An 18,673-nucleotide genomic window follows, 5' to 3' on the forward strand; every position below is an offset into this window, starting at 1 on the left:
TAGGTTTAAAGAATAAAATTAGCCTTACCAAAAGAGCCAATACACACCATAATAAAAGAATGATATCGAAGCACCTGCCGAAAAAGGGGTACAAATGAAAACGATTATCGGCTTCATCATCGCCATTAACTTATGTTTTGTCAGCTTAGCAATAGCATCTCCAGAAGAAGTACCAGAAAGTAAATCAGAGCAATCACACATTCAGCCACAAGTTATTGAGCAAGTGCGCTCACTTGTCGATGAAATAGCGAAACGAAGGACTGAAATACAAACCCTCAATAAAAAATTGAAGTCCACCAAAATAGAAGCAGACATTGCCGAACTGGAAGAGAAAAAACAGGGATTACAAAGGCAGCTTGAAGGACAATACGACGCCTTAGAGCAAATTGCCACAGGAACGGTCGACCTCACTTTATTCGAATCCCCTTCAGAGAAAAATTTTAGTTGGCAAAGCGAACTAGAAGAAGTATTCAAGCCCTTATTATATGAATTAAAAAAACTATCCGAACGCCCCCGTCAAATTGAGCGACTACGAAGTGAAAAAAACTCCCTTAAAACACGCATTAAAGCAGCAAATTTGGCCATTGAAGAAATCAAAATATTGATTGGTGTTGTAGAAGCAGGGAAAGCTAAAAAAGCGTTAATTCAAATGCTTGAAGATTGGAAAACTCGACGTGATGAATTAGTGAATCGAGCCCAATTGGTTGAATTTCAACTCAACGAAAAGCTCGATAATGATCAAAGTCGCAGTGCTGTCATTATCAATGCCCTGAAAGGTTTTATTACCGGTCGAGGTACTAATTTACTCTTAAGTCTCACTGCTTTTTTTAGCACATTTGTCCTTTTTAGATACTTGAGCCACTTATTGGAGCGCCTTATTGGTAAAGGCCGAGATCGTGAAAGGCGATTTTTTGCACGGCTCGTTCATGTAATATTCCAACTACTTACCGTCATATTTTCACTTTTCGCATTGATGGCGACACTTTATGCATTAAGTGACTGGCTATTACTTACCCTATTAATCATTATATTAGTAGGATTCACTTTTGCTCTGCGAAAATCATTACCACTTTATGTAGATGAGGTACGTTTGCTTCTTAATTTAGGCCCAGTGCGTGAAGGTGAGCGAGTGATCTACAACGGTTTACCATGGAGGGTTTCACGATTGAACATTTATTCTGATTTAGTCAATCCACTGCTAACCGGTGGCCGCATACGGTTACCTCTGGGTGTAATGCTTAATTTAGTATCTAGGCGCTGGTCTCGAAATGAGCCTTGGTTTCCTTGTAAACCAAATGATTACCTCATTATGCCTGATGAAACCTATGGGCAAGTGGTACTGCAAACACCAGAGGTCGTACAATTAAATGTTCGAGGTGGATCAAAACTCACTTACTCTACCCGCGACTTTATCGCAGCCCAACCACGCAATCTCTCAGAGGGTTTTGGAATCTTTATCAATTTTGGACTCGACTACGCACTGCAAGACAATATTACCTCAGACATCCCTAACCAACTCGAATCGCATCTTCGTTTAGCCGTTACCGAGAAACAATTCAATGATTTTATAAACGAACTACGTGTGGAATTTGCTGAAGCAGGCGCATCATCCCTCAATGTAATGATCCTGGCGTTCTTTTCTGGTGAGGCTGCCAGTAGTTACTATCCCATTCAGCGCTTTTTACAACGCGCTACAGTCGAAGCATGCAATGAACACAACTGGGTAATTCCTTTCAATCAATTAACGGTACATATGGATGCACCAGAAGCCTCAGCAACTCAGCCAGCACCATTAGAGCTACAAGAAACGGATAAATTAAGTTAACACCATCTATCTTTTACTTTATCTTTTTCGTTTTGATGAGAAATAAGCACACCTCTATGCAGAAGTATTAAGCCCGTATTTCTGCACCCGATAGCGCAAAGTTTCACGGGTTGTACCTAATACTCTCGCCGTCTCTGTAATATTAAAATCATTTAACTCCAAGGCATTCTGGATGATATGGCTATCCATTTCATCCAATGCCATGCTGCCATCCAGAGGAATCACAATACTATCCGTCGGAATGCCCACTGTGGAGACATTTGCTTCTTGAGAATCATTGTCTGTAAGTTGTAACCACTTACTGGGGAAAATTTCATCAGATGAAAGTAACACACAGCGCTCCACTACATTACGTAATTCGCGAATGTTACCTGGCCAGTCATAAGCTAAAAGCTGATCCCATACTTGATCTGGCACCACTTCAACACGACGATTGGCCTTGCTGTTAAATTCCGCAATGATACGAGGAACCAACTCTACTAAATCATTTTTACGCTCACGCAATGGTGGTAAAGTAATACAAAATACACTTAAACGATGATAAAGGTCATCGCGAAATCGATTGTCACGGGAGGCTTGCTCAAGATCGATACCTGTTGCGGCAATAATCTGGACATCGACAGAAATTTCACGCTCACCACCCAAACGACGAATACGCTTATCTTCGATTGCCTTTAGCAGTTTCGCTTGAAGGTCCAAATCCATATCGCCAATTTCATCCAAAAACAAAGTACCGCCGTCTGCCTGCTCGATGAGTCCGCGATGTCGCCCTTTCGCCCCCGTAAACGCACCAGATTCATGACCAAAAAGATGAGACTCCATCAACTCCTTTGGTAAAGCAGCACAATTCAGTTCAACTAAAGGACCATCTTTTCGAAGACCATTATTGTGAATAATTCGTGCCGTTAAGCCCTTACCAGTACCTGTTTCTCCAGTAATGATCATCGTGCTAATCGGTACATCCATTAACCGTTTAAGCATATCTTTCAAATCACTCACCGCTTCACTGTGGCCAATATAAGCATCAAAATGGTAGAGTTGGCTGTCAGAATTTGAATAATTCGCAAGCCGTCTTGCAGTAAGAGAAGCGCGCAGAGCACGCTTTAGCATTACATCTAGGCGAGATTGATTTATTGGCTTTTCGATAAACTCATAGGCAAGCTCATCAATGCGATCGATATTCGTTCGCGAGTTAGACTCAAAAGCAAATACCCACTCACTATGGTCTGTGTCAGCATGAATATCTTCAAAATGATCTAAGATACTACCATCAGGGAGACCGAGGTCTGCAAGAATAACATGGGGGTTGAACTCTTTATCCAATAAGCGTCTTGCCTCTGCAACCCCGTCAGCCACAGAGACCAACCATCCTTTTTGACGATAATAGCGGCTGAGTTCACCACTGGTATGAGAATCATCTTCGATAATCAATAATTTGTTGGCCATAGGAATCTCCAAATATAATTGGATTATACTCACTAGGCCTTTAATTAGCGCAACAAAAATAATTATCTATATTGATTTATCCGAAGTAGTAAAATGTATAGACACCAAAAAATTCTTTTTTATAAAAAATAGCTATTAATACGCCACCTCCAGGGAAGATTGCCATCGCTCTATTAACTCCGGGTAGCTTGTTGGAAAAGAATAGAAAAACCGACTGCGCCTGCCACAAGAGAGCCTCCGATGATACCCAATTTGGCCTGGGCCAATAGAACAGCATTGTCTGGAAATGCCAATGCCGAGATAAAAAGAGACATTGTAAACCCCATTCCTGCCAAAAAAGCCAAACCAATAATTTGGGCAAACTGTAAACCTTCTGGTAAACGAGCCACACCAAGGCGAAGAGCCAGAAAGGCAAACAAACTAATACCAATGCCCTTACCCAATATTAAACCCAATGAAGTCGCCCACATCACCGGTGCATTCATGGCACCCAAGTTTGAAGGCAAGGTTACACCGGCATTCAAAAAGGCAAATAAAGGTACAATCAGAAAGACAACCGGTTTATCCAAAGCTGTATTCCAGTGTTGCAATGGGGTGGTTGTCTGCACCGCAACCCTATGCACCTCCTCTACGACATCATGCTGACGATGCTCTTCTAAAATCGACTGTGAGGGCCTATCAAGCTGATCAAAGCGCGTTAATAATTCACGCATTCGACGAGAAAACCATTGCGTATTTGTGTATGGACGTGCTGGAACCGTCATTGCGGCAAGAATACCTGCTGTGGTTGGATGAATACCTGATTCTTGTACCCACCACCACAAAATTATCCCACCAACTAAATAATAAATAGGGCGACGAACCCCCATAAGATTAAACAGGCACATTACACCAATTGTTGCCACTGCAAAGACAAAATCTAGAAAATTGATATTTGCGGTGTAAAAAATACTAATAACTAAAACTGCCCCAATATCATCAACAATCGCTAGTGCAGAAAGTAATACAGCGGCTGAACGAGGTACACGAGAACCGAGAATAGCTAAGGCACCCAATGCAAAAGCGGTATCTGTCGCCATAGGAATTCCCCACCCTTGAGAGGCCACACCACCAGCCACATAAAAATAAATAGCGGCAGGAATTAGCATCCCACCTACTGCCATAAAAATCACCAACACAGACTGCCTAAGGTCACGCAGTTCACCTGCCAAGATTTCGTACTTTATCTCCATTCCCAATATGAAGAAGAAAATTACCATTAAACCATCATTTACCCAATGGTGTAAGGAGTGCTCAATAGTCGAATCTCCCAAACCAATTCTAAGTGGTAAATGATTAATCGCCGTATAGGTATCTTTTAAACCAGAATTCGCTAACACCATAGCTACGATCGCACAAGCTAACAACAAAAACCCCGAGCTTGATTGGCTCTTGAAAAATAAATCAAACGGAGTAAGAAATTTATTTAATCCCTTTTCTAAAGGGGCATGTTGTCGTGCTTTAATCGGTGTAGAGGATAAAGACATTAGCGAAACTCCAGCAAACAGAGTGCTATCAATGATGATATTGAAACACATTGATGAACATTCGATAAAAAAATCAATGCAATATAACTTTCACTTCACATCAATCAACTTTTTACTTTAAAACCAAAAATCTGCCGATATTTATCGACAGATTTTAATTATAATTAAGAAACAATCGCTCTTAGCATCCAAGTATTTTCTTCATGCTGACCGATACGCTCCGTCAAAAGGTCTGCCGTTTTAACATCTTCAACTTTCTCTGCCTCTTCCACCGTTTTTCTCAATAAGCGACTGCAAGCTTCATTATCATCAGCCAATTGTTTAATCATAGCTTCCGCATGAGGTGATCCTGTTTCCTCCTGAACACTAGACAGCGATTTGAATTGTTCAAAACTACCCGGTGCAATAAAACCAATAGCACGTATTCGTTCAGCGATATCATCAATTGCTTTTGCTAAATTTTCATATTGAGATTCTGTTAATTTGTGAACACTATAAAAAAGTGGGCCTACTACATTCCAGTGAAAACTTTGTGTTTTTAAATAAAGAAGATAACTATTTGCCAGCACTTTAGATAAACTATCAGCAAGTGCAACTCGATCCGCTCTTGCCACACCGCTATCAATTGTAAACTCTTCTGAGTTAGACTGTAATACATTTTGCTGAGACATAACCTTTGCCCTCAAATTTCTGAAAATTTACGCCTTTTGCGCTCTCATGATTAATATTTGCAGGAATGATGCCAGCCTTAAAACTGCTAATTTTGGTATTTTTTGGGGTGTTTTTCATGATAATGGGGGATAACCACCACCGATCACAGCATATCAACCAATACGTTGGCTAATAAATTTCAGAAAAAAGAGGAAAGAAATAATGGAAATATGAGTTAAAAAAAGAATACAAGTGAATTTCAAAAAAGATCTAATACAACTAATAACTCAGCAATGTGATTTGTGATTAAAAGGCTGGCACTGGCAAACGCTTAAAATAGAATAACGCACCAGTGCTATTTCAACTTGAAGCAAACTTAAAGCTCTTCGCAGCTCCAACCCCATCCGATTAATTTGCCCACAAAATCGGCAGCGTTCTGCTCACAGTAACCGGGCGTGCTCATCGCTTGCCATAAGGTACTTTGGAATCCTGGTTGTTCAGTATCTTTGTAGTAGTTAACGATACAAGGCAATGGCTCAGGCCCGTTGGGATAATCCACTTCCACTCGGCGAGTGTTACCATTGAGGGCACAGCTGTAACGAATACCGTAGACCACATCGCCATCAGGGTAAGCGTCTTCTGAGTGCTCGATAGAATTATCCAAAGAAGAATCTGCTGCGTTTACCATCGTGCTGCCTTGAGCATCTTCGTACACAGACCCGGACTCAACCTCTTCCAGCCCGTCTTGTGTCAAGTCTTCTTGCGCTACCACATTCATCGCACTCATCATTCCTAAGGCAGAAATCATTAGTGGTGCTACAGCCCCTTTTAAAAGACGTTTAGTTAAGTATCCGGTAAATAGGGTTTTAGGGTTTAAGGCTTCGGTGATCAATAATGACATAGATATTCTCTTTCTTTTTTCAAAAAACCAAAGTGAGTTGATGCCATCAGCGCAAAAGTAATTCAGACCTAACCTTCAAGCCCCCTTGCTGAAAAAATCACCAACAATAGAAACAGAGTGTAACGTGCTTGTGTTTTTTTTCACGACACAACTCACACTTTGGCGCCTAGCAATAAGAAAATACAGACACCCACACATTTTTTATGATCGATTTAGCGAATTTAAAATGAAATGAATTGCTCAAATAAAAGCCTTAAGTATGAAATTATTCAGAAAAAACTCACTTGCATTTTGCCATTTGAAGCAACCCACGCTCTCTATTTAATAAGAGTAAAGGTCAAGAAGAAGCCATCGCCACCAGAAAAATAAGTACAAAATGCTCTCATCAACAACTTATTCCCAAGCCCCGTATTTCCTAAGACAACATTTTTCAATGCAGCTTAAAATAATAAATACAATCATAAGCTTACCGAGAAAACGTAATACTGTGTAAGTCTTAGTAATGGCATTTATAAATAAATTACTCCATGTTTTCACCCTGAGAAACTAGGTATGAAGTACGGACTATACCTAAGACTTAACTTTTTTTGTTCTGACATTAATCAATATTTTATTTAAGAGTAAAAAAATGAATAAAAAATATTTTAAAAAATGGGTGAAAAACACGCTCTTTGCAACAACCTGTGGATCAGTAGCAACAACCGCAGCAGCGCAAAGTACAAATGTCGAAGCGGGTAAAACGGCGGGTGAATTTCAAGTAAACAACATGGGTGTGGCCACCTATACAGTGCCACTGGTTGGCGCGCCGGGCCGCCAAGGAGTAGAACCTAATTTATCTTTGCAATACAACAGCCAAAGTGGCAATGGACCATTAGGTTTGAGATGGATTTTGCAAAGTTTACGATCGAGCTCCACTTGAGTAAGGAAAGCAGAGGCCAATCGAAAAATTTCATTAGCGTGTTTGAGTTCTTTATTTTCTCATTCAAGCACTTTAATTTGTTCGGCTGTATCAGTGGTCATACCGGGTTTGGTGCCATTGCCAACTTCTTGTTGACACATGCCCTGAAGGTTTCCTGAGTGCAACCAATTTGCTGGTCACGGACTTCATGACCGCTCATGTGTTAAAGACGTTCATGTTCACTTATCAACAGTAATGGTACTGCTTGCTCTTGTACCTCAGGGGAGTATTTATGTCAGGCTTACTCTCTCAAAAAAGTTAGCCTCTGACAAATTTGGAACGATTCACATTTTAATGTGAAACCCATCATATCATTTATACATGATTAATAACGCCATTCGTCACAATGAAATTAATATTAAATTTTAACCAAAATAAGGTGAAATAATGAAACTACTGTATATAGGTTTAAGCTTGCTGATAGTATTTAATACCCAAAATGCCTTCTCTTTCGTGATTAATGACTTGGTTCAAATTCATAACATAGAAAATAAAACCGCTCTTCAACCCCAGGATGGACTTATCTATGAAGTAGAAATAGATGAAAACTCAAGTGAGCAAGATATTTTAGATTCTTCATTTTACATTAGAGAAGGGCTGGCTGGTTCATGCTACTCATTTGAATCAGTAAATTCTCCTGGTGAATATATGCGTCATCAGAGTTCTCGTTTGAAAACACACCCCTATACTAATACACTGCTATTTCAGGAAGACGCAACCTTTTGCCTAGATGCTGCGCAACGATTAGTTTCATACAACTACCCAGATCATGTTGTTACGATTGATTCAAATGGAGAAGCTTGGATAGAGAAAGATAGTCGTCCAGAATCTCTTGGGATCGGTAGTAAAGGACCTGTTGATTTTCGTTCTAACAGAGCCTGTTGGAATGGGCAAACAGGGCAGTTTGAAAACTTATCTGGAAATTCATCTCTTCATGCAGCATGTAAATCTGAGTTCGGCGAACACTCACTCATGATAAGAGCAGGCTCTCAAGGCTATGTTTGCTCTATCAATGGAGATGAAGTACGTATTTTATACAATAATTGTCTTTCAGATATTCCCCAATTTATTCTTCAATCAGGATGGGATAACTATGAGTATTTAAAAAATGGGGATCATCGTGACACACTAATCGTTAATATTATTCTCCATGCCGGTGATGACACTCCTACATTGCAAGGCTTAACCAACGCTGAGCTATTAACGAGAGCTCAGGACGTTAAGGAGCAGGCAAGCAATAGCCAACAAAGCAATACATTCCGTATCAATGATGTACAGGACCATCATGAATTGAATGATATTTCTCTCTTTTTGTTAGAAGCTGGTTGGTATACTTATCAGAGTATTGAAGCCTTTTCTTTTAATGAAGATCGCCATAATTTAATTTATGAAATAAGTCGTCGCAGTGACAATACCGTTAAATTTCTTGAGCAGCAAACCAATGCGGTGCTTATTGCATACGCTCGTAAATTAATAGGAGTATTACCTTATATTGAAGGTGAAGATCAACCCCCTTTATATCTGATAAACTTAATTAAAAACCCTGATAGTGCACTTACAGGGCAATTTGACGAATGGGAAATCGATACTATTGATGTCGGTGAGAACCAACGTTTCACTAGCCGATCTCAACTTATTGATTTAAGAGATTATGGCTTTACCCGTGAAATACTGGATAAACAACCCGACATTATCTTTTCAGAAACATTTATACAGAAGGACTGTAGCGATAAATACAGCCTGGATATTGAATTACTTAATGAAAGTAAAGAGCTACTTTATCAATGGAGTACTGATTTAAATGATTATAATGAAGCTGATTGCAACACCAAAGATATAGCAACATTAGTGGAGGACCTTATTGGTCATTATGGAACAGGGTTGCGATATATTCGTTGGACTGATGGTGGCAATAAATTATTAGACCAACATGACGGAGTAACATTGGATAGTGTCTATGTTGCCATTCGACCTGCAAATATATTGAAAGCACCTTCTAAACCATCTAGTTGGACGATCATTGAAGGAGAAGATACCTATGTACTTGAAAGCGATGAAGATAGTACCGTGTATCGCACATCAACAGGTTGGTTTAAGAGAAGTCAACTCATAGACCTCAACACAATAGGCTACACCGATCAACAGCTCGACGCTCAGCACCCTATCCTCTATCAAGCGTCTTATGGTATGACGGCTTGCCCTGATCAATACTTTTTAACGGTAGAGCTGCTTGCTGAAGACAAGACAACTGTCTTGCACTCCTTTGATTCTGGCATTAAAGAACACATCGCTCCGTGTGATTGGACATATGAACCTTACCAAGAAACCATTACAGGATCCTTAGCTGAATACGGTGAAGGTGTCCGCTATATTCGCTGGACTGATGGTGGTCGAGATTCTTCAGATCAACCAGATTATAACTGGTCGGGGCACTATGGTGCTCAGCTTAGCGCACCTTACATAGGTATAATCACTAACTTTTTCCCCGGTAATGGTCGATCAGGCCAAACTCAAGGCTGGTTTGGAGCTGTCTTAGGAGGAATCGCAGGAGCTCTTGTTGTTGCTGCCGTAATTTCAAATCCTGTAGGGATTGTTGCTATCGGTGGCGCTGCTCTTGTGTCTGCAACAGCCGATGTTATCGTTGCTGCAGGTGTCGGTGGTGCAATCGCTGTCGGTGCTGCTGCAGGAAGCACAGCGGGTCATGTTGTAGAAGAAGTTGCAGATTCATTGATCTACGGAAGTCACTCAGATATTAATTCACCTACTGAACGAAGCTGTGATGTGGATACAAGTGGTAGTACATGCGAGAGCGGTACAGGGGAAACAAATGATCATGAGGTGAGGTCTGTTGCTCAAGCACTGTCAGAGGGTTGCAGAAGTCATTCTGACGTTATTCAACTGATGGATAAACTTTTGGTAAACAATGAAATAGGTACAATTACTAAAGAACAGGTTAATATCTTTAAAGATCGTAGTAACCTTGGCAACTGGATGACTAAAAACGATGTTACTGATCCTAAAACATGCGCATTTAGAGGAACGGATTCTCCGAAGGAATTAGTTGCCATGGAAAATGGATACTTAAGTGCAAAAGCACAAAGAAAAATTAATGGCTTTAATGGAGATTCACAAAAAATCACGAGCTTTTGGGAAAGTCATGGTCCACAAATATATTATCCTGATCAACGAAGCGATACAGCAATAGCACTACAAGCACTCTCATTAGAAAGTAGCTTTAGTCCTCAAAGTCAAAGCTTGTCTGTAGCGCTAGATTTTAAAGTGGCGGAAGGGTTTGGAAATAATATTTATGGATTTTATGTCAATCCACAATCGCCAGTTTTAGGATTAAAAAAATGTTCACTTGCAGAAGAAGGTGGAGAGGTTCAATTCCAAATACCGAATCAGTCACAGATAACTGAACTTCACAGGTTTATTAGAGATAAGGGTTGGTTTAAATACAATATTAATAGTAAAAACTTTGAGCCTATACGTATCAGTGAGTCTGAATTTTTGCGTGATTGTCTCTAACGTTCACTGGTTATAAGTAATAAACATCCCCGCTGCAAGTGGCGGGGGAATTAAACTCTAAGAGATTGAAGCCGACTTCGAGAATGGGATTAATAAGCTTTTATGCAGAAGAGTTTCATGGTCAAGGGATAAATAGGGTAATTTCAGTCAACCTGCCTCCATGCACGTACCTCATCTCTATACACTTCTCGTATGAATACTCGTATGCCCCTTATTAATCACAATTTCACAAGGGCAAAGCCGAATCTCTCCTTGCCGGCGTTCAAAAGGCATATTGGGGAGTTTCATTTCTTGAAAGGCTTTTCGTGCGCGGTAAATATGAATATTAAAATGGTTGGCGGTTAAACCGAGTTCTTTTAATAACAAGTCGGTGGAAGTCCAGCCTATATCCAATGGCTGTAATCCCGCTTCCTGATCTGTAATACGTTGGCGCGCCAGTGCTAATAATATTTGATGATGGGAGCGGTAACCGCAATCTATTTTTTCGCCGTTGGGTTCTAATACCAGGCGAATATTTTCTTCATTTAAGCTCACAAAAAATCGAAAATTCATCGTCTGTGAGTTTGACTGCAACACATGGGTTACCGTTGCGTGAATCAGGTCATTGGCAAAAAAATTCCACGCCTGGCCCGAAAACACAATGGACTCTTTGGTACAGATTTCCTGAACGTTTTCTTCTTTTTCCACAATCCACGCATTGCCCTGCTTGGTCAATAAAAGCTCCATGGCGTCATCGTTCGGTAAAATATTATTGTGCTCCAGTTGAATCACTTCTTGGGTGGTGCTATTGAGCAGAAAGGGTTTGGGTGGGGCACAGTCTGCCAGGGTGAGCAAGGTGTCGTCTTTACCGGGAAAACTGATTTGGTCGCCTTCGTGGAGTGCGCGTTCTTTGTTGTTCAAGGGTTGTTGGTTAACAAAGGTGCCGTTTTTGCTGTTATCAATAATGAACCAGGCGTCATTTTGATAAAAAATGGTGCAATGCAAACGTGAGCATTGTGGGTTAGGCAAGTAGGTATCCGCTGCGGCCGGGTCGCGACCAAAGCTGTGGCTCACGCGCAAGTAAATGGGATGTGAATTTTGGTTGGTTAACAAATGAGCCATTGGAACGTTCACCCTTCCGACGTTATATTCTTGATTGCCACAGTTTTAAATTGTTGTACGTTCGAATTATTTGGTTTTTGAGCAGCAATCTTTGTTGGCGAAGGAGTATACCACCTCTGCCAGGAGGGAGCCGCTTTTCCATGGAAGGGTTGTTTTGGAAGTGGCTGGATATGTTATCGATCAGGCGCTGATGATTTGCAGTGTAATGGAATGTAAATGTGCGTAATGGCGTTCAATGGAGGCATCATAAATAATTGGGTTCTATTCGATACAACAGCAAGTGGCAAAAAATCTTGTTTAATACTGTAAACCGTTTAATGGGTGCGATGGTGAATCGTATTCGTTTTCATCGAGAAGAGCCTACGCTTAATTTGGACTCGCTTTCACTGCAAGCGCAACGTGGCGCTCTCTGCACTATGTACCCTACTCATTCTTCCAAGCCAAGCGATCTCACTGAACAGCGGTTGGCGATTAGTGCCCACAGAGGCGCTTTAACCATTCGATCCCACACGTATACGGTATCGTTGCCATTAGGGGCATGATTGTGCTGACATTAAGTGATGTGTTTCATGATGCCTGCTCGGTTGTAGCAGGTCGTGCTGACAAATCAACGAATCGCGAGGCAAAAAATGCCTTCCGGGCGTATTGGAAGCAGGCGATGTCTGATTATTTGAATCTTTCGGCAACGGAGAATACACAAAATAGTACGCCGCTAACGCTTGATGGTGCGCAGTTGTTCAACCACTTACGATCAGCGTGTATCGACACCCTAAATGTTAGCCTAGAGTCTATTATTCACGATGCGTTTGTGCATTGGGAAAGCACTCAAGCTACGAGTGTTGTTTCGCCTGGGGCGACGGTTACAGCGGTGAATGGTTTCGAGGTAGAAGAGCGAAGTGTACAACCCCTAACCACTCATACTATTGAAGGAGTATACCGGCCGGTAGTAAAGGTAGCTTGGAAGCAAAACGAACTGACGCAATGTCAGTTCGATGTGGAATTTGAATTAAATTTATCCTCTTGTTTATTAGCATGGCACAAAGGCTGCTTACACAGTGTGAGTATTGGCGGGTGCTTATTCAGTGGCCAAATTAAATTATGGGGAACCACTATTTTGCATCAACCGGTTATTCCTATTGATGTTGTTCATGATGTGGCATTCAGAAACTAATCGAATCAATCAGCCTTTAACCTTTTGACGTTTATTGTGCACTTTATGTGAGCCCGTCACCGCAGTAATTAACTCCAAGCCTTAGCTTCAGTCCTCACCGCTAGTTCTTAACGCTAGTCCTTAACGCCCGTCCGTAACGCCCGTTCGTAACAAAATGTAATGCGATGTATTGACGGGTAATGTTTTTATTTTTCGTGTAACGGTAGAATGCGTTATCGCAGTATTCTTATTACAACCAGTCTGAAAATCACTGAATGAAACGGAAAATGATCATGGAAACTTTATCACGCACTAAACTATTAGGCGGTTATTTCCCTTGTTTTTTAATTCGCCACTATTTTGTTTTTTTGTTCAGTATTTTTTTACTCGACAGTGCAGCTGTGCAGGCACAACCAGAAATACAAGATATGGGGTTTGAAGAGCATGTTCTAGACGGGACTTACCAAGAGTTAGCAGAAGACTTTGGTGGTTGGCGTGTTGTGGAGGGCAGTGTAGCGATGCACAGTGCTTCCGATCAAATGGCTCTTGATGGACAGTTTATCGATTTAAGTGGGGCGAATGAACGTGGTGTGATTGAAACCACGATTACGGGTCTGGTTCCCGGTAAGCAGTATGTTTTGGGATTTTTTTATGCGAGTAATTTGGGGGCTCACCGTGATGATGCAGTGGCGACCTTATCGATTGCAAATGAAGAACTCACCTGGCTTGCGACGAATATTGCTCATGAGGATGGCTGGCAGTCTCAACACATTGTTTTTACTGCTTGGTCGAGCGAGGAGACGTTACAACTTCACTCTAAAGCCACCGCCAATGCCTGTTGCGGTGTATTGGTTGACAACTTTTTCATCAGCGAAGCCGGAAACTACGTTAAAGACGGTGGGTTTGAAACAGAGCGATTGATACCAGGGAAATATAAGGAATTTAGCGGCGGTAGTTCGGTTGGTCCTTGGCAGGTGTCTAATGGCGGTGTATCGCTTACCGAGAAGACCGAATCGACAACGGGTGGAGCAGCTGCCGATGGCCAATTTATCGACATGGCGGGAATATCTAAAGACGGCGAATTGAGCCAAGATATTGAAGGATTGGTGCCGGGTACTCGTTATTCATTGACCTTTAACTATGCAAAACATAGTGTTACATCGCAAGCACACGCGCGCGTGTCGATTGCTGATTTGAGCGAAACGTGGCAAGCCAATAATAGTGGTGATTTACCCTGGCTGAGCCATAATTTTGTTTTTCGTGCAACCGACAGTACAGAGACATTAACGTTTACCTCTGAAAGAGCGACTTGTTGCGGTATGCTCATCGACAATATTTCAATTACGGAGTATGACTTAAATACATTGCGGAATGACTTTGAGCATGCGTCACTTCGATACGGAGATACCGTCAGGTTATTTAATTCCATTCATAATTATTCGATATTCAATAACAATGGTTTTTTGCAGCAGTACCGTAACAAACCTGTTCATTCGGGATCGAGTATTTCGGATAAACGACGCTCGTTATTTTATATTCGGCGTCCTCTTTATAAACTGGCCGCAGAGGGTTGCTTTTCTCTGGAGTCGGCCAGCTTACCGAATCATTACATAAACCACAGTGGGGCGCCCGTAAAGGGAGAGGAGATTGTGGCAAGGCGCTTGAGTGTATTACCGCCCTCCAGCTATCCCAATAAAATGTATGACGCTACCTACTGCCTTGATGGCGAGAACATCATGACATCAGGGCCAACCTACAAAGGACATAGAATTGCCGTGCAGGGCGCGAGCCGGGCGACTTCGCTGATGGTTCCCGGGTACTTTGATACCATTGTGATGAAGGAAGTGAAACGATGGCAAGATAGTTATACGATTTCGCACATTTACGATGAAGGCAATTTTGGTTTCAAAAAGAAAAGTTTATGTGTAGAAGAGTCATCGTTAAAATTCTGTTACTACGATGTCAATGAAAATGGCAATACCGTCGATGAAAATACGTGGCTGGTTGATTATCAGCATGATGCCAGCGAATATTTCACCCTACAAAATACTCAAAGCCTTGAGTACATGATTGATGGCGGTACCGGAGAAGTGACATTGAGCCTCGACTCGACGGGTGACTTAGGGTTGTGGAAAGTGGAAGCCATACGAGAAGATGACTTTCTACTGATCAATAAATTTAGCCGCCGTAAGTTGGAGGTGGTGAATCATAGGGAATTGACTTTAACCGGAAGTGATGAGGCGGCGAATATTTCTACAGGGAATCTCTTCGATTTTAATTTAACCCATATCCCTCTGAGAATATTTCCGGAAGATTTCTCACACAACAACGATAAGCTCTATCTTTCTAATAACCTGCGAATTAGGAATCTGTTATTTCCTACGTTGATCGAAGGCGTTGAGCAATCGGTGAAACGCTATAAAGTGAGTATTAATCCCGGAGAACCCATTGAAGGTTGGGATTATGAATTTATTGATCGTCCCGGTTTTAATATTCATCACTTGGGTGAAGAGCATCAGGACTATCGATATCTAGAGAATAAGATCAAGGCCATTGCTCGGGATAAGGATTTCGATGGAGAAGCTGCTTTGGAATTTGTGTTTGAGCAGCTGGAAAATGCCCAATCTCGTCAGGGGCCTTACATGACCGGCATCCTTTGGTTGGGGCCTTCATCCGGCACGACAGATTATGAAACGTGGAAAGGCAATATTAAAGATTTACTTTCTTCCGATGAGGTTAAAGTCACTTTACAGAATGAAGGTGAAATTCTTACCTTAAAATCTCAGTTAAAAAGCCATCTGTTTCAGTCCAGTTATTTTGGCTTTTTGATGCGCAAAGAAAATGCTTCCGGTGAAGGAGGTATTTTAATTCATGATCCTAGTGGAACAACCGTACCTGAGTTACAGAAGTAGTGGGCTTTTAGTGTTGTGCCGTTGAGGCGGTGAGTTGTTCATAGAGATTTTGGGTCCAGGGGTAGCGATACCAATGGGCCCGATAGCCTCGCTTAAACCCTTCTTTGGCGTTATACAGTGCTGTTTGAGGCTTTTCTAATAGGCTGTAGGCATGCGCCGCCATTAAATAGAACGCATCGTTAGTAATATTTTGGGATGCGTTTTGTAAAGCAATGAGTGCATCTTCATCTTGGTCTAAATGCGCCAGTAGCAGTGCCCGTTGCGCGTAGTCGTAGGTATTTAGCGATGTTTTCTTGTCTAATAAGGTTAATGCTTTTTTGAAGTAATGTTGGCTTTGATTTAAATCACCTTTTATTTTTAGCGCCTCACCAAGATTTAATAATGCGTCAATGTTATCAGGATTGAAGTCGAGCGCCTTTGTAAAAGTGGCGATGCTAGCGTTGTAGTTTCCTAATAACAATTGGCAGATCCCAGCATTATTTGCATCGTGAATATTATCATCTGCACCAATTTGATATAAATTCAGGGCTTGTGTCAGCTTCCCGAGATTTATATAGCTCGCCTTAAGGTGCAATGTGGCTAACTCGGTATTTGGGTATCGATTTTTCCAGGTGGTAGAGGTTTCTTCTAAGGCTTCAAATAATTTTAAATGATGTTCCATATGGGCTTTGTAGCGAAAGTAATCATTGTTGATGTGCAACCCCTTAAAATTTAAAAAATTTTGATAGGCTTCTGTCGGTTTCTGTTTGAAGTGTAGTGCTGTTTTCGCTAAAAAAAGCTGATTAATATCGACACTTGCGGTAGAAAAAATGCGTTGCAACGTTTCTTCTGATTTTAGAAACTGCTCGGTGTTCAATTGATAGTAAAATTGCAAAATATAAAAATTAGCAGATTGAGAAGATTGTTTTTCTAATTTATGTAGTAAGTATTTGGTTTTTGTTAGCCATTCAGGATTGGTCTTTAATTTATAAAGACCAAGGTAATAGTGGCCCAATAACGTCTGTATGGCTAAAAAATTGGGGTTTGCGTTTGCAATGGTGATAAGTGGTTCAATATCTTCAAGACTGATGTCGAGGCTGTCTAATTTTCTCTTATACAGCAGGTATTGACGAAATTCTTCTGCACTGAGTGGTGTGTGTAGCCCATTGGCGGCGCTGATCTTAAGTTCCGTTTGGATCATATGGGCAATCAGTTGACTCACCAGAATAAGATCCTCGTGAGGAATAGATTGATTCGCAAAGTATCGAGTCTTATTGGATTGTGCGTCAAACAGCGTTAGTGATATATCACATAAACTTTCTCCACAATTGACTTCACTAAAAAGAATTTCATCGGCTTGAGCCTGTTTCGCCTCTTTTTGCCACTCTTGCGTTCCACCCCACATTTTTTTGCTTAATAAGCGCCTTGAGGGGTCAATGATGACGCCCTCTTGTAGCTCGTCTTCGATAATGCTGGCAATAAGCACATTTTTTTCATGAAGGTAGTGGGATTGCCCTTCGATTGAACTGTGACTGTAGAGTGGGGGAACCACCAGTGTTTGCGATACAGAAGGGGAAGAGGAAATAAATAAGGTGGTAGCTATTAATAAAACAATGATTGAACAAGCACAGGCAACCCAAAGCCTGTGAGGGTGGTTTTTAATTTTTGGTATTGGAATGGTTTCTGTTGCGAGTGAGAGTGACTCTGACGATACTCGATAGATAATCTGTTTGATGACTTCAAGTGAAGGGCGGTTTTTGGGATTTTTATCCAACATTGAGATGGAAAGTGCTACGAGCTGAGGGTCTACAGCGGGCAAGATACACTCGGCAATCTGGGGTTTGCCGTTCAGTATATTTCTTTGGCTAGAAGAGATATCTCCGTCCACGATAAAAGGGTGCTTTTTATACAAAAACGCAAAAAGGAGGATACCTAGAGCGAATATATCACTCGCTTTACTCGGTTTTTTTTGTTCTAACTGCTCTGGAGAGAGACAATACCACGAGCCCTTGTCAGTACTCATGTCATTAAATTTGTCGCTTATTTTTTCATTATTGTCGCGAGAAATACCAAAGTCAGTAACTTTCACCTTGCCACTTTCATTGTATAAGATATTTCCCGGCTTAAGATCGAGATGCAGAATATTAGCGCTGTGAATTACCTCAACGGCGTCCAGCAGTTGTTTAAAGAAATTAAAAAAAGTATCAGAGGACATCGTATGAAGGGTATGAGGACTCATAGGGATACAAGCCGCGACCAACTCCATTACAATAGCAATGTAATCTTCATTATTGAATACATCAAATACCCGCACAATTCGTGTACTATCCAACTTGGCTAAAGTTTGCGCCTCCCGTAAGGAGTGCGCACCCGACATAGGAACCAATTTTATGGCAACATTTCGCGCTAACTTAAGGTCATAACCTTGATAAACTCTTCCCTGCCCTCCCGCCCCCAAAACCCCGTCTATTCGGTAACGAGTTTGATTAACGGGAAAATCTTTGTTTTGTTCTTTTAGCTTCATGTGCGAAGTAGTACTAAGTATTTAAAATCAGGCTTCTAGTTCAAAAATGTGTCAACAATAGATAATACAAGAATTTGTCCATAACAGTGCCAAGCTTATGACCTAAATAATATAAATATAGAGCGGCCCACAATACTCGACTTAATCATTAAAGAATAAAACATGCATATGA

12 protein-coding genes are annotated in these 18,673 nt (G+C 41.2%); 6 read left to right on the forward strand and 6 right to left on the reverse strand.

Annotated features, from left to right (window positions below; all coding sequences use genetic code 11):
- The first annotated feature begins 94 nt into the window (after positions 1 to 94).
- Positions 95 to 1,825 carry a hypothetical protein gene (locus LU351_RS04065; RefSeq protein WP_232592772.1) on the forward strand — a complete coding sequence of 577 codons (1,731 nt, stop codon included), beginning with the start codon at positions 95 to 97 and terminating at the stop codon, positions 1,823 to 1,825.
- A gap of 54 nt (positions 1,826 to 1,879) precedes the next feature.
- Here the strand turns inward: LU351_RS04065 and LU351_RS04070 are convergent, their stop codons facing one another.
- The 4 genes from LU351_RS04070 to LU351_RS04085 all read right to left on the reverse strand — a co-directional run bounded on the left by LU351_RS04070 (position 1,880) and on the right by LU351_RS04085 (position 6,349).
- On the reverse strand, positions 1,880 to 3,271 hold the full coding sequence (locus LU351_RS04070; RefSeq protein ID WP_232592773.1) for a sigma-54-dependent transcriptional regulator: 1,392 nt from the start codon (positions 3,269 to 3,271) through the stop codon (positions 1,880 to 1,882).
- Positions 3,272 to 3,444: 173 nt separating this feature from the next.
- Positions 3,445 to 4,797 (reverse strand): Na+/H+ antiporter NhaA, encoded by a 1,353-nt coding sequence (gene nhaA / locus LU351_RS04075; protein WP_232592774.1) that lies wholly within the window; start codon positions 4,795 to 4,797, stop codon positions 3,445 to 3,447.
- A gap of 164 nt (positions 4,798 to 4,961) precedes the next feature.
- Positions 4,962 to 5,468: a Dps family protein gene (locus LU351_RS04080; protein WP_232592775.1), complete on the reverse strand. Its 507-nt coding sequence runs from the start codon at positions 5,466 to 5,468 to the stop codon at positions 4,962 to 4,964.
- 356 nt (positions 5,469 to 5,824) lie between these two features.
- Positions 5,825 to 6,349: a hypothetical protein gene (locus tag LU351_RS04085; protein ID WP_232592776.1), complete on the reverse strand. Its 525-nt coding sequence runs from the start codon at positions 6,347 to 6,349 to the stop codon at positions 5,825 to 5,827.
- 628 nt (positions 6,350 to 6,977) lie between these two features.
- Here LU351_RS04085 and LU351_RS04090 point away from each other — a divergent pair.
- Together LU351_RS04090 and LU351_RS04095 are read left to right on the forward strand one after the other, a co-directional pair.
- Positions 6,978 to 7,268, forward strand: a complete 291-nt coding sequence (locus LU351_RS04090) for a SpvB/TcaC N-terminal domain-containing protein (protein WP_232592777.1) — start codon at positions 6,978 to 6,980, stop codon at positions 7,266 to 7,268.
- A 426-nt stretch (positions 7,269 to 7,694) separates the two neighbouring features.
- On the forward strand, positions 7,695 to 10,835 hold the full coding sequence (locus LU351_RS04095) for an AbfB domain-containing protein (RefSeq protein ID WP_232592778.1): 3,141 nt from the start codon (positions 7,695 to 7,697) through the stop codon (positions 10,833 to 10,835).
- Positions 10,836 to 11,012: 177 nt separating this feature from the next.
- Here LU351_RS04095 and LU351_RS04100 read toward each other — a convergent pair whose 3' ends face one another.
- Positions 11,013 to 11,936: an FHA domain-containing protein gene (locus LU351_RS04100; protein WP_232592779.1), complete on the reverse strand. Its 924-nt coding sequence runs from the start codon at positions 11,934 to 11,936 to the stop codon at positions 11,013 to 11,015.
- 293 nt (positions 11,937 to 12,229) lie between these two features.
- On the opposite strand from LU351_RS04100, the gene LU351_RS04105 reads away from it, so the two are divergent.
- The 3 genes from LU351_RS04105 to LU351_RS04115 all read left to right on the forward strand — a co-directional run bounded on the left by LU351_RS04105 (position 12,230) and on the right by LU351_RS04115 (position 15,998).
- Positions 12,230 to 12,478, forward strand: a complete 249-nt coding sequence (locus tag LU351_RS04105) for a hypothetical protein (RefSeq protein WP_232592780.1) — start codon at positions 12,230 to 12,232, stop codon at positions 12,476 to 12,478.
- 2 nt (positions 12,479 to 12,480) lie between these two features.
- Positions 12,481 to 13,107 (forward strand): hypothetical protein, encoded by a 627-nt coding sequence (locus tag LU351_RS04110; protein WP_232592781.1) that lies wholly within the window; start codon positions 12,481 to 12,483, stop codon positions 13,105 to 13,107.
- Positions 13,108 to 13,379: 272 nt separating this feature from the next.
- Positions 13,380 to 15,998, forward strand: coding sequence for a DUF642 domain-containing protein (locus LU351_RS04115; RefSeq protein ID WP_232592782.1), 2,619 nt, complete (start codon positions 13,380 to 13,382; stop codon positions 15,996 to 15,998).
- A 7-nt stretch (positions 15,999 to 16,005) separates the two neighbouring features.
- Here the strand turns inward: LU351_RS04115 and LU351_RS04120 are convergent, their stop codons facing one another.
- Positions 16,006 to 18,501, reverse strand: a complete 2,496-nt coding sequence (locus LU351_RS04120; protein ID WP_232592783.1) for a protein kinase domain-containing protein — start codon at positions 18,499 to 18,501, stop codon at positions 16,006 to 16,008.
- Between the last annotated feature and the right edge of the window lie 172 nt (positions 18,502 to 18,673).

Source organism: Marinibactrum halimedae (assembly GCF_021234875.1).
Classification (GTDB): domain Bacteria; phylum Pseudomonadota; class Gammaproteobacteria; order Pseudomonadales; family Cellvibrionaceae; genus Marinibactrum; species Marinibactrum halimedae.